This window comes from Rossellomorea aquimaris, from assembly GCF_020171925.1.
In the GTDB taxonomy this organism is placed as follows: domain Bacteria; phylum Bacillota; class Bacilli; order Bacillales; family Bacillaceae_B; genus Rossellomorea; species Rossellomorea aquimaris_F.
The window spans coordinates 865,838-878,275 of record NZ_JAIVAR010000001.1 but is presented as its reverse complement, the minus strand read 5'-3'; the positions used below and the strand labels follow the sequence as shown (position 1 = coordinate 878,275).

13 protein-coding genes are annotated in these 12,438 nt (G+C 40.5%); 8 read left to right on the top strand and 5 right to left on the bottom strand.

What is annotated here, in order from left to right; translation table 11 throughout:
* Positions 1-143 precede the first annotated feature (143 nt).
* Positions 144-1,517: an MDR family MFS transporter gene (locus LCM10_RS04575; protein ID WP_224874985.1), complete on the top strand. Its 1,374-nt coding sequence runs from the start codon at positions 144-146 to the stop codon at positions 1,515-1,517.
* A gap of 516 nt (positions 1,518-2,033) precedes the next feature.
* Here the strand turns inward: LCM10_RS04575 and LCM10_RS04570 are convergent.
* The 3 genes from LCM10_RS04570 to LCM10_RS04560 all read right to left on the bottom strand — a co-directional run bounded on the left by LCM10_RS04570 (position 2,034) and on the right by LCM10_RS04560 (position 4,954).
* Complete coding sequence (locus LCM10_RS04570; protein ID WP_224874984.1) at positions 2,034-3,077, bottom strand: DUF4179 domain-containing protein; 1,044 nt, start codon at positions 3,075-3,077, stop codon at positions 2,034-2,036.
* Positions 3,067-3,597: an RNA polymerase sigma factor gene (locus LCM10_RS04565; RefSeq protein WP_224874983.1), complete on the bottom strand. Its 531-nt coding sequence runs from the start codon at positions 3,595-3,597 to the stop codon at positions 3,067-3,069. The genes LCM10_RS04570 and LCM10_RS04565 overlap by 11 nt, the downstream gene beginning before the upstream one ends.
* A gap of 523 nt (positions 3,598-4,120) precedes the next feature.
* Complete coding sequence (locus LCM10_RS04560) at positions 4,121-4,954, bottom strand: STAS domain-containing protein (RefSeq protein ID WP_224874982.1); 834 nt, start codon at positions 4,952-4,954, stop codon at positions 4,121-4,123.
* A 350-nt stretch (positions 4,955-5,304) separates the two neighbouring features.
* Here LCM10_RS04560 and LCM10_RS04555 point away from each other — a divergent pair, with 350 nt between their 5' ends.
* The 7 genes from LCM10_RS04555 to LCM10_RS04525 all read left to right on the top strand — a co-directional run bounded on the left by LCM10_RS04555 (position 5,305) and on the right by LCM10_RS04525 (position 10,156).
* Positions 5,305-6,123, top strand: a complete 819-nt coding sequence (locus LCM10_RS04555) for a GNAT family N-acetyltransferase (RefSeq protein WP_224874981.1) — start codon at positions 5,305-5,307, stop codon at positions 6,121-6,123.
* Between the two features lie 141 nt (positions 6,124-6,264).
* On the top strand, positions 6,265-6,837 hold the full coding sequence (locus tag LCM10_RS04550) for a histidine phosphatase family protein (RefSeq protein WP_224874980.1): 573 nt from the start codon (positions 6,265-6,267) through the stop codon (positions 6,835-6,837).
* A gap of 52 nt (positions 6,838-6,889) precedes the next feature.
* The gene (locus LCM10_RS04545; protein ID WP_224874979.1) at positions 6,890-7,180 is read left to right on the top strand and encodes a 3-isopropylmalate dehydrogenase; all 291 of its coding nucleotides are present in this window, start codon (positions 6,890-6,892) and stop codon (positions 7,178-7,180) included.
* Positions 7,181-7,254: 74 nt separating this feature from the next.
* Positions 7,255-7,665: a GNAT family N-acetyltransferase gene (locus LCM10_RS04540; RefSeq protein ID WP_224874978.1), complete on the top strand. Its 411-nt coding sequence runs from the start codon at positions 7,255-7,257 to the stop codon at positions 7,663-7,665.
* A gap of 59 nt (positions 7,666-7,724) precedes the next feature.
* Positions 7,725-8,156, top strand: a complete 432-nt coding sequence (locus tag LCM10_RS04535; RefSeq protein WP_224874977.1) for an NUDIX hydrolase — start codon at positions 7,725-7,727, stop codon at positions 8,154-8,156.
* A 528-nt stretch (positions 8,157-8,684) separates the two neighbouring features.
* Positions 8,685-9,236: a 5' nucleotidase, NT5C type gene (locus tag LCM10_RS04530; RefSeq protein WP_224874976.1), complete on the top strand. Its 552-nt coding sequence runs from the start codon at positions 8,685-8,687 to the stop codon at positions 9,234-9,236.
* Positions 9,233-10,156: an NAD(P)/FAD-dependent oxidoreductase gene (locus LCM10_RS04525; RefSeq protein ID WP_224874975.1), complete on the top strand. Its 924-nt coding sequence runs from the start codon at positions 9,233-9,235 to the stop codon at positions 10,154-10,156. Before LCM10_RS04530 ends, LCM10_RS04525 begins: the two co-directional genes overlap by 4 nt.
* 69 nt (positions 10,157-10,225) lie before the next feature.
* On the opposite strand, the gene LCM10_RS04520 is transcribed toward LCM10_RS04525, so the two are convergent.
* Both LCM10_RS04520 and LCM10_RS04515 read right to left on the bottom strand, forming a co-directional pair.
* The gene (locus tag LCM10_RS04520; RefSeq protein WP_224874974.1) at positions 10,226-11,320 is read right to left on the bottom strand and encodes a Ger(x)C family spore germination protein; all 1,095 of its coding nucleotides are present in this window, start codon (positions 11,318-11,320) and stop codon (positions 10,226-10,228) included.
* Positions 11,317-12,411, bottom strand: a complete 1,095-nt coding sequence (locus tag LCM10_RS04515; RefSeq protein ID WP_224874973.1) for a GerAB/ArcD/ProY family transporter — start codon at positions 12,409-12,411, stop codon at positions 11,317-11,319. Before LCM10_RS04515 ends, LCM10_RS04520 begins: the two co-directional genes overlap by 4 nt.
* Positions 12,412-12,438 lie beyond the last annotated feature (27 nt).

The window sequence follows — 12,438 nt, the reverse complement described above, 5'->3', positions numbered from 1 at the left end:
CCTAATTCGTGGGACGAGGGACCTGTCCCCCTGTCCCACACACTCAAACCCTTTCATCTGTCTCCTACCCATTTAAATGGTAAGATAGGTGTGGGACTGATTTTTAAAGGAAAGAAGTTACATAGAAGAAGGGATCAATCGATATGAATCAAGAAACAAAACAAAAATCTGTTGTGTTCGCTTTATTAATTGCGACGTTTCTCACGGCGATCGAAGGGACGATCGTCAGTACGGCGATGCCTAAAATTGTGGAAGACCTGGGTGGGAGTGAGCTTTATACGTGGGTCATTTCTGTCTATCTGCTGGCCATTGTCGTCAGTACCCCTGTGTTTGGAAAATTGGCTGATTTGTTCGGAAGAAAGATCATGTTTACGATCGGTGTCAGCATCTTTTTAGTCGGTTCGATGCTCTCTGGGTTATCGCAATCGATGGAACAGTTGGTGTTATTCCGCTCGATCCAGGGAATCGGGGCGGGTGCCCTCACGACCCTGCCGTTCACGATCATCGGGGATGTCTTTACATTTGAAATGCGCGCCAAAATGCAGGGGTGGATGAGCAGTGTGTGGGGGATTGCCGGCATAACTGGACCCCTTGCAGGCGGATTCATTGTCGATACGATTTCATGGCATTGGATCTTCTATATGAATCTGCCATTTGGGATCGTATCACTCTTCCTGTTATGGACGTCGTTAAAAGAGAACATAGAGAAGAAGAAACATAGGATCGATTATAGCGGGATTATCACGTTTGCCGTCAGCATTACCGCTTTTCTTTATGCGTTGACTCTTCTCAAGGAACAAAACCACATGACGAGTGGCATTCTTTCATTGCTGATTGTGGCGGTCATTGGGATCGGCCTCTTCCTATGGATTGAATCGAAAGCGGAAGAGCCGATGCTTCCACTGACGCTTTTCAAAAATCCGTTTATCACCATTTCGACGATTGCCGGCTTTCTGCTCGGTTTTATCCTCGTAGCGGTTACGTTCTATATTCCTTTATGGGTGCAAGGCGTGACAGGCTTAAATGCAACCATGTCCGGAGTGACGATGCTGCCGATGTCCATTACCTGGCCGCTCGCTGCAGTCCTGTCAGGAAGATTGATGGCCAAAACGTCCATTGGAAGAATCACGATCATGGGGATTACCGTCATTGCAACGGGCTCTTTAGGATTGGTTTTCTTTACTGAGCATACGAGTGTTCCATTGATGATGGTGGTCACGGCCATGCTCGGCTTTGGTTTCGGCTTGTCTCTTACCGCCTTCACCGTCGCCGTTCAATCATCGGTCGAATGGAAAGTCAGGGGAGCGGCAATGGGCACGTTCAACCTCATGCGGAACCTTGGCCAGTCGATCGGGATCGCGGTTTCAGGTTTGTGGCTGAGCGACCAGTTAAGCGGGGGCGCATTAGAGACCAGTTTGCATACCGTCTTTATGATCCTGGTGGTATTGGCTGTTAGTGCCATCGTGACAGCTGCGATGTTATTGGGTGAAAAAGGGAGAGAACTTTCGTTGAATTAGTGGAAGTGCTCCGTCGAGAATCTGATTTGGTTAAAAAGTGGCTGCGGATGAAGAATTGACGACGGATTTTGATAAAAGTGAGTTGAATTTGTCATTTTTAGGTGGGAAGTCAACGTGTTGCATGAGTTTTGGTGTGGTCATGGGGGTATCTAGGGAGCGCTGGCTGGTTATTTTATCAAAAGCGACCTACTTATTATCAAAAATCAGGATATATTATCAAAAACCCACCACTTTTTATCAAAAATAGGAATTTATCATCAAAACCCTCTTTTCATCATGCTTTATACCTGGTGGTGTATTAGACTCTATGTTCTTGGAAACCGGTACATTTGATTATGCATCACCACATTACTAGCATAATAAAACTAGAATCATCACCACGAAAGCCCCGTCTCATCCGACCTGAGACGGGGCTTTTCATTTTAAAAAAAGATTTGAATAAGGACCATCACAAGAAGCAAGCTCGCAAACCCCTTACTTCTTGTGAAATTCATTAAAAACCTCTATTCAACAAGATCAGTTAATCTTGCCTTTTCGAACTAGCTCCACTTCACCTAACCCGGTTACAACCAATTTTAGCTTATTGGAATGGGTATAAGACGTGAAAGGGAAGTTGGTTGAAATAATGGTTTCTTCTTGATCGAAGTGTAGTGAAAACCCCGTTGCCGGATATTCATTACCTTGTTCATCTATGATGTTCATAGTGTGTGCAAACGTGCTTTCATTGTCATATCTTCCCTCTACCGAAAATGTAAGATTCAATGATGTTGGGTGTACATCTGCTTTAGAGACATGGATGGTCGATGGTTGAGCATTCTGTACATATTGGACGATACCATCTGATGTTTGATGATTGTTGCCAACCGAGAGTTCCCAGCTCCCATTTGTTTTCTTGAGTGATCCTGCTTCATAAAAGACATTGACACTTTCCACTTCAATCACAGCATCTTTTAATTCCGGGATCTTCCCATTATTTGAACTTATTAATACATCGTATTGAACCTTCCCCGAATCCGGATCAGACAGTGGATTATGATATTCGGAGATGGATAAATCACGATTTTTTCCCTTCAGTGGTTTTGTATCTGGTATGAATTCTACGATGTATTCGCCGTCCCCATTTTTGATCCGGTAATCCATTGTCACTTCGTTTGCATGTGCCAAGATTGACGGGTCCTCAAATTCTAATTGAAAACTGATACCCACTTTATTTGCATCAGAGAAATGTTTATTTAGCTTGATGGTAATACCCTGATCTGTCGCTGTACTAGTATCTTCTTGTACAAATCCTTCATGAACGGCTTGTTCGATCCCTTTATCTCCAAAGTGAAAAAAGTCGTTAAGGTTGGCCATGACTTTTTCGTTTGAGAGGGCACCTGCCGTTACCAAAAGAGCGCATGCGGCTGCGGCTACTCGTTTCCAAATCACATGAACTTTTTTCTTTTTCGAAGCAGCTCGAATGATTGAATATGTTTGATCTAATGATTTCCTTACAGTTTCGGGTAACTCTTTCTCTTCTGTCAAAACCTTCTTAAGATCAGATTCAACGTTATCCTTCATTGACAACCCCTCCCTCATTCTTATAATAGGTCGTTCTCAAAATTGATTTAGCCCTCGACAGTCTGGATTTAATGGTTCCTTCTGGTTCTTGTAAGAACTCACTCATTTCTTTCACATTCAATCCGACAATATAGTATAAAATAAGCGCTAACCTGTAGATTTCGTTCAAGCTATCGAGTGCATCCTCTAATTCTATTTTTTGAAACGCATCCTTTTCCTTTTCGGGATATACATGGTCTTTCAATACTGAAATGTTTTTGTTCTTGTTAAGCAGGCTGTTACATTTATTTAGTAAGATCTTACAGATCCACGTATTAAAATACTCATCCTTTTTGAGGGTATGTAATTTTTCGTAGGCCGAAATGATAGATTCTTGCATCACATCGGCTACGTCTTCTTCATTATGTAACAGTCTACTGGCAGTCCGATATAATACACCTTCATATTGCTTTACCAGTGAAACAAAAGCATCTCCATCTCCTTTTTTGGCTTTTCTGACCAATGCTTTTACTGAATCCAATAGCGTACCTCCTTACAGGGGAATTTTGTTTTCAATAGATTAGATAAACAGGAGTGTTAATTAGTTGCAGTCAGTTCCAAGATAAATTTTAATATGTACACTAACCATTCTACCTGGAAAAACTTTCTTTGAAGAGAATGTTCTTTTTATAAGAGGAGGTGTTGTAAAAGGAATGCATTGATTGAAAGGTACTTGAGCCTTATTGAAAAACAATCCAGGCACCATTTTATTTTCTTTGTGAATTTTGATTGGGGTTAGAAAATATCATTTAAATGTGACCGATATAGGAAAGGGGGCTGGTTGGACTGGCAAGGATGAAATGATTGTTTACATAACACCTCACATGGGTGAATTTTTTTAAAAGGGATGAACGTTTATGGTTTATCTGTTCATTAGTTTGAGAGAGGGGAAGTGATTGTCGTAAAAGGTGCCTACTCTACCATATAAAAAAGAAAGTAGCAAGCAAAAAAAAAGTTCCCATGCTTCCTAAGCATGAGAATTTTCCCAAGTTCCTATTCTATGTTTATCTCGCCATTTTCAATGCATTTGCAAGGGTGGAAGTGATGGAAATGTTCTCGAATGAAATGCCTAATTGAACCGAGGTTTGGGCAATTTCAGGACGAATTCCGGATAGGGTACATTTCACGCCGATCAAACCAAGGCTATCAATGATTTGGAAGATTTGATGGGCAACCATGGTGTCAACCATGATCACACCGGAAAGGTCAATGAATAAATGTTCCAGGTTCTTTTCAGCACACTGAGCCAAACTATTTTCAAGGATATATTTCGCTCTTCCCGTATCAATATCCCCAATCAAGGGAAGGACACCTGTTTTGTCATCGATAAGAATGATGGGAGAACTCAGTTCCTTGATCATTTCCTGCTGAGCACCTAGCCGCCTTTGTGAATGCTCATAATTTTCTTCGGCGAATTTTGAGATAACAAGACTGAACGTCTTAATGATTAACTCATTTAAAAGCTGAATTTCCTCCGGAGAGAACGTATTATCATGCTCACGGCTGAATTCCTTTAGAAACTCGAGGTATTGATCCTGGGTTCTGAAAAATTCTCGTAAAATGAAATGAATCGGAGTTTTGAGATGTTCTTCATCTTTAGCGGTCTTTTCAATCCAATTCTCAAAGTTCAGAAGTGTATCCTGTCCGACATCTTCAAAAAGGACACAAAATCGTTCGTGGAATTCGTGATTTTGCTTTTTCAACGTTTGGATTACCTTTGGGTCTTGAGAATTATAAACCCCAGTTGGATCACTTTTGTCCAACGATTCATACCAGTCCTCGGTCAGCTGCCACGTTCGTTCAGTCAAATACTTGTAAAACTCTTTAGATACCTGCATGATTAAACCTACTTTCTTTTAAACAGATAAAGTGATTATTTCCTGGTTTTTGACTGACATCATACCAGCCTGCAAATCATAATCATGAGTCAATTCTCACAAAATAAATTTACAATGCCTTTACAAAAAAGTAAAAGGAAAAGATAGACAAATGAGAAATGAAAGCCGTTTTTTAAAAAATTACTTAAATTATTTCCCAACTTATTTGCTATATTAAGAGTACCAACTTTATTAGAAAAGGGGTGGATTTGGGTACGCTCCATTTTGTTGAGTAAGCTGCTCTATTTTTGAAAATGGTGGTATGATGTCGTAGGACAGATTAAGTACAGATGAGAGAGGGTGAAAACCAAGTGATCTCAGAACTAAAAGAATCAGAGTTTAATAAATGTAAACCACTACTAACTGATACAGGACTATTGGAAGCCAAAGCTGTCATCCAAGGACAGAATACGGGTCGCATATTTGTGGATGATAGAAATGCTCCTACTTCGGGATTTATTTGGTTGGGGAGTAATAATGGTTTTATTTTTATCGGGAATGAAGACAATGAGGGGTTTAATGCTGAATTAAACCATTTTTTCAATACAGTCATCAAACGTGATGCCGCAAGAGTAGGACTACCTTCGTTTGAAGCGATCGGTAATCACGCGAGATGGAATAAGACGATCAAACGTGTATTTGGCGATAATGTGAAGGGGTACAATCAAAGGGTTTATGAATTACATAAGGGGCATTATAAGGGGGAAAAGGAACCTGTTATAGAGGCAGGTTACGAAGTCTTAAAGATTACGAGAGAGGTCTTGGATTTTTCATTTAAAAACATCAGATTCTTGAAATCGAAAATAGAAACGTTCTGGGCGTCATTAGAACGGTTCTTAACGAATGGACTTGGTTACATCGTTGTTTATGAAAACGAAATTGTAAGCGTTTGTTTATCAGGGGTGGTGGCTGACGAAGTTCATGGTATTGATATTGAGACGTTACCACCTCATGGAGGCAAAAAACTTGCACAAATTGTCGCTCATTCGTTTGTGAAGGACTGTATGGAGAACCATATGACTCCTTATTGGGATTGCATGGAGATCAATAAACCTTCTAACTCGGTAGCTGAGAATGTAGGGTTCGATATGAAGTTTACTTATACTTGGTATAGCATCCCTTTCGAATGATTGATTCTATAAGAGGGTTGGGTACCTGAAGAAAACGTAGATAGGATCGACGGTCAATCGAGTAGATGACTTTAATTGAAGAAGGGGGTAAAGTGAATCTCAAATGGGATCATGGAATATGAAGCAAAGGAGACGATCGGTGTGGAACTAATCTTCATTAGACATGGACAAGGTGAACACACGTTGAGTGTACCAGACAGCTTGCAACTTGAGGACCCATCTTTAACAAGAGAGGGTGTAAATCAGGTAGCATCACTTCGAAATCAACTTCCTCTTTCAGAAAATGATCTTGTCGTCATAAGCCCTCTAAGAAGAACGTTAGAGACAGCAACCATCATGACAGAAAACAGCAGCTGCAAGAAAATCGTGAGCCCTTTCGTATCGCCAAGAATGTTCCCGCAAAATCCAGAGTGGAAAACGCTACCTTGCGATCGGATGTTACATAAGAAATCAATTCAAGAAGACTTCCCAAACTTTACTATTCAGGACGGGCTATCAGATGAGCTTTTGACTTCTGGAATCAATACCATTCCGGAACAAGAATTTCGGTTAGTAGCAGAAACGTTCCTTGAATGGTGCAATAGCCAAAGGGTTGAACATATTTACGTCGTATCACATGATGGGACCATCAATTCATACAGGCAATTCATTGGAGGAGAAAAACTGAGCAGAGAAGATTTTCTTGCGGATGCCGGGTGGATTAGGCTGGCTTAGTACGGAACAGAAATTTTTATGTGTTTCAAATCAATTTTAAAAGGAGAATGTGATGTCCATTATTTTCTTAATCCTTACGGGATTGTTTATTATAACCGCAAATATCATGGGTTTTATTTCATACAGAAAAGATAGGAGTCTATATTCCGCTGCTTTTACGATCTTACTGATGTCGGTATTATTTGGAGGGGTCGGTTGTGTAGTTGCGGTGATTGTCATCCGAGATGCGTTCGCGATTTTCTATGGTTTACAGGTTGGGTTTTATTTAATCATCAATAGCTTCATTGTTTTGTTGATTGCCCTTTTCGTAACGTTAGTCAAGAAGTATGACAGGGGAGGATGAATTTGCGTTCATGAAATAATCGGAAAACATCCATGGTGGATAAGTAATCTGACATTATTAGGAGAGGGATTGCATTGAACGTTGAAATCGTTGAGCATCTTAACAATGAACAAGTCGAAGAATTACACGAGATGTTTCAGAAGGAATGGTGGACGAAGGGACGAACAATGACCGACATTCAATCGATGCTTGAGAATTCGGATGTTGTCATTGCATTTGTTGATGCAAAAGGTAAAGAGTTAATCGCATTTGCACGTGTCCTTACTGATTACGTGTATAAAGCCATTATTTTCGATGTGATGGTTCATGCATCTTACCGCGGAGAACACGTTGGTGAGAAATTGATGAGGGAGCTCATACATCACCCCTCTTTAGAAAAAGTGAATCATTTTGAACTTTACTGCAGGACTGAAATGGTCCCGTATTACGAAAAATGGGGCTTTACCAATAATGTTGGTGAACTTCAATTTATGAGACGAGGATAACAGGAAGCTTTACCAACATTCAATTAACGTGCGGATTGGTTCAATAAGGAAGTGATAAAGTGCAAGGCTATAATGTAATAATGGTTTATAACAAAGATATGGACAAACTGCTAATGTGTGAAAGATTGAAGAATCCCTATAAAGGATTAAGTAATTTGGTTGGTGGGAAAATTGAAAAAGGTGAAGCGGGGATCGATGCTGCTTATCGAGAGCTTCATGAAGAAACCACTATTTCCTTTGATGAAATAACCCTTCATCACGTGATGGATTTTACATACTATCTTCAGGATTGTTACGTGGAAGTATATGTTGGTAGGTTGAATAGGGATGTTGTGGTTACTGGTGATGAAAATATTCTGTACTGGTCTGACTTAGATCATAACTTTTTTGATAAGACCTTATATGCTGGAGAAGGAAATATTGGTCATATGATCGAGCAAGTGAATCGTGTTAAGGACAGGTTGTTTGCTGATGAGGACTCACATGGTTAGATACTTCATGTGAATTAATATCAAGTAGAGTGGTTCTATTTTTTCATAAAAATAGAACCACTGTCGCTGGATTTTAGTGTGTAAAGTAGTCATTTGAAGCTTCCCCGAGGCTGCCATCTTCAACATGCATGCCCCTATCAGCATTTACATGAAATTTTTAAGAATACACATTTGCGAGCCGGATTTTAATAATACAAGCCACATTTCCCGTATACAAGCCACTCGACGAAAAATCTCCGGTTGAGAAGACCGGACAAACTGGTTTCAAGGACAAAAGATCTCTCTCGATGTGGTTCCCATTGTCATTCTGCTCTCATCAAAAAAGAGTGTACAAACTAAAAAGCAGATGTACTTCTCTCTGATAAAAGTAGTATATAATAGTGAAGTCGAATCCTTTTGAAAATAAAGGAAGTTAAAACAATCAACTGTATTCATAGCCTCACGTTTCTCGCGATGAATGAACAATCATTGAAGAAAGTGAATGATAAAAACAAATTCATAGATTCATAAAGAAAGGAACAACTTCTATTGAAAACTCTATTGATTGACATGGATTCGGTCATCTGTGACTTGATGACTGATTGGCATAACCGATACAATCAGGAATTTGATGATGATTTATCGGTAGACAAGTTATTATGTTGGGATTCTAAGAAATATGTAAAAGAAGAATGTGGAGATAAGATTTATGATTATCTACATGAACCTGGACTGTTCCTACACTTAAAGCCGTTACCCGATGCGATCGAGGTGTTGGAGAGATTATCGGCACATTATGAACTGTTGATTGTGACGAGCAGTGTATCAACGGCTTTTATGGAGAAGGAGCAATGGGTTCAGAATCATTTACCGTTTATAGGGAAAGAGAACATGATTTTTAGTCATCGGAAGGATAAAATTTGTGGGGATTTACTCTTTGATGATGCCCCTCATAATTTATGTAGCTTTAAAAAGACAGGAAGAAGAGCCGTTGCCATGGATTATCCATATAATCGGTCCGTTGATGTGCCCCGTGTAAAAGGGTGGCTCGAGTTCGAACAGGCACTGATGGAGGACTGGTGGGGGTTGTCTGATTCATGAAAAAAGTAGATATCGTGATTCTTGGCGGGGGTCCGGCCGGCATAGCGGCAGCGATCTGGTGTAAGAGGTTAGGAATTAATCACCTATTACTTGAAGAGAGAGAAGAACTCGGTGGACAACTCAAACAAATTAAGAACATTGTGATGGACTACCCAGGGTTGAACAATATGGTAGGCAAGGATCTTGAGCGACAATTCCTAACGCATCTCGATGAGTTGAACTGTCATTATGATACAAGGATAACATTGGGGGACATCAACGCGGACAGTCAAACGCTTACCTATCTAAAAGACGATTCCACCAATCTCATACATTATCAATTTTTGATTGTTGCCACTGGAGCCAGTCCAAGGAGATTGGGGATTCCGGGAGAATCAGAGATGCTTCAACGAAATGAGATCTATTCGGCATCCGTTGATGCTTATCGGTTTGAAGGAAAACATGTTGCCGTTGTCGGTGGAGGTGACCGGGCGCTAGAAGGGGCGTTGCTTTTATCCGATCATGGGGTGAATGTTACCTTGATTCATCGATCAGAACGGTTTCGAGCAAGAATGGAGCTGATGGAGCCAGCTCTACAAAGAGAGAATATTACGGTACTAACCAATCACCGTGTGAAGGAAATCATGGGTGTAGATCGGGTTTCTTCAATCCGAATCGAGGATGAACAGGGTGGTAGTAATAACGTGGACGTTAGTGCCGTTTTGGTTCGTATTGGTGTGCAACCGAATTCCGATTTTTTGAAACATATCGTTGAACTTGACGCTGAAGGGCATATCGTCACGGACTCATTTGGCGTATCAAGTCGCTCGTCCATTTGTGCCATTGGTGATGTATGCACCAAGCCATTTTATTCAAGTATTTCCACTAGTACCGGTCAAGCGATGACGTTGGTCAAACATTTATCCACTTATTTGCACTGAATGCATAGGGACGGTTCTGCTGCTTCCTCCTGATTCTTTAAAGGAAGCAATAGAATCGTCCCTGTCTTTCTAGCGAAGATTGTTCGTCCCGATCAGATCAACGGTTACCTTTGGTTTGAAGACCACATGCTGATAGTCTTGTTTCCACGTGTCTGGGTTCCAGGATTCAGGATCGGCTGTGGAGAGATATTTTGCGATGCCTAAAGCGTCGCTATCGGCTTTGAGTAATAAATCCGTCAGCTCTTTCAATTGTTTGGTCAGTTCCCTTGAAGCAATGCCATTGAGTGTTTTGATTGACTTATTGGACTTGTCTTCATAGTAACTTAAGAGCCTTCCTTTAAAGTCAGCAGTAATGGTGCATGTCGTTTTTCCATCTTCGTTTTCCACGTTTATATTTGTTTTCACTTTTTCTACCGTTAAGGTTATTGGTTGACTTAACTCATCTGAATCTATGCTGATTTTCGTCCTTTTTTTACTATCATTTCTTAATAATAAGAGCAGAGATGTCTGGCTGGTGGTAAGGGTGTGGCCAGTGAACGTATCACCATTGAATAAAGCTGACCCTGCCAGTTTCAGTTTGTCCGCCTTATCGGCTTTGATGTACGGGAGAATGATGTCCGTTGTCGGGTCTGTGATCTCATTCCAAGCAGTAAAAAGGGTGTGTTTAGGTATATACCCATCTTTTATACCACCGGTCAGAAGGGTATCGATCTGAAACACGATGGGACTTTCTTGGATATTCAATGATAAGATGCCATTGCCCGGTCCTTCACTGATCAGAATGCGAGAGGATATATAACCATGAGTGGAGCGAATAATCGGTTCTATTAAAGGAGTAAGGCCTTTTGTTTCTGCCAATTCACTTCCGACAATCATGATAAATGCTTTTCCCACATCCATATTCCCGGCTACTTTATTTTGAAGGTCCACTTCGAGTTGGGATACAGTCTTATTCTCTGCTACATAAAATTCATCCTTTACATCGAGGTTTCCCGCACCGGCACTGCGAACATTGATGGCCCTTACTGTACCGAGAATATCGTCCGACCCATCTGCTTTATCAAAGCTGATTCCATTCACCAGTCGGTTGTCCTTTAACTGATTCTGATCCCAGCATCCTGCCAGTAAGAACATCACTATGATGAAAAACGGTATCTTTCTCAAGAGGATATCTCCTTTCCATGCTTTTTGAATAGATAAGAAATGAGTAGCAATAGACAAGGAATGGTGAATACAACGGCATAGCTGATGTATTCCAATACGATTGAATATAGTCTCTGAGAGTCGGGGTCTTTCTTTGCGATCAAATAGATGACGAAAACCAATGTACTATTCATCAAAATGAGATGATGATGTTTCCCCTTATACATGTTTAAACACTTACTGGTCACATATAAAAAAATAACAATCGAAACAGCAAGTGGAATAATCCAGATCGTTACAAAGAGTAAGTCGAGCCGGTCAATCATTTGAAAATGAAGGGGCCGCAAAAAGTAGATGACCGGATATTTAATTTCTTTCAGTGCTGGTTGACTGAAAATCATGATGCAAAGAATCACAAAATAAGCTGTTAATCCTGTTACAAAGACATTAGCCCATGAGCTCACTTTTAAAAACGTGGTTCCCTTCTTGGATGCATGGGGATAGAGAAATAGCATAATTTCAAATCCTAAAATCGATAACAAGCAATCCTTTCCCCCAAGGACAATTTCCTTAAATCCGCTGCTTCCCAGAGGGAGAATGTGATGGAGATTCATTGGCAGGGTAAAGGAAAAAAAGGAGAACCCAAATTTGAAAAGAATGAGAATCGATATGAGCACAAAGAACCTTGCGATGATTCGGATATCACTGATGGCTAAATATGTGCACGTAAGCATCATGATCAATCCGATGATCCAATAAGGGGTGTTCAACAACAGATGCTCTTTAATGACAGTTGAAAACTCTAACAATATAAAAGAAGCTGCAACGATAAAATAAAGATAAATCAACAAATTAACAAGAGTCCCAGCCACTTTACCAAGTAAGAAGGTGGTGATTTCCGTATATATAAAGTGGGGAAATCGCCTCATTAACATCCAAAGTATGAGTATAATCAGTTGGATAACGGCTCCAGCCAAAAGGACAGACATCCAGCCATCCCCTTTACTTGTACGCTGCAGGGTATTGGGGAGTGTCAGGATGCCGAATCCGACTTGAGTTTGGACAATAAGAAAGAAGATTTGCACGTTCGTTAAGGATCCTGTCTTTGACATGGACAATTCCACACTTTCCTTATCAAA

What these genes read in the sequence shown, in the direction of transcription:
- LCM10_RS04575 (WP_224874985.1), top strand. Translation starts at nt 144, where the DNA reads ATGAATCAAGAAACAAAACAAAAATCTGTTGTGTTCGCTTTATTAATT.
- LCM10_RS04570 (WP_224874984.1), bottom strand. Translation starts at nt 3,077, where the DNA reads ATGAAGGATAACGTTGAATCTGATCTTAAGAAGGTTTTGACAGAAGAG.
- LCM10_RS04560 (WP_224874982.1), bottom strand. Translation starts at nt 4,954, where the DNA reads ATGCAGGTATCTAAAGAGTTTTACAAGTATTTGACTGAACGAACGTGG.
- LCM10_RS04545 (WP_224874979.1), top strand. Translation starts at nt 6,890, where the DNA reads ATGTCCATTATTTTCTTAATCCTTACGGGATTGTTTATTATAACCGCA.
- LCM10_RS04525 (WP_224874975.1), top strand. Translation starts at nt 9,233, where the DNA reads ATGAAAAAAGTAGATATCGTGATTCTTGGCGGGGGTCCGGCCGGCATA.
- LCM10_RS04515 (WP_224874973.1), bottom strand. Translation starts at nt 12,411, where the DNA reads ATGTCAAAGACAGGATCCTTAACGAACGTGCAAATCTTCTTTCTTATT.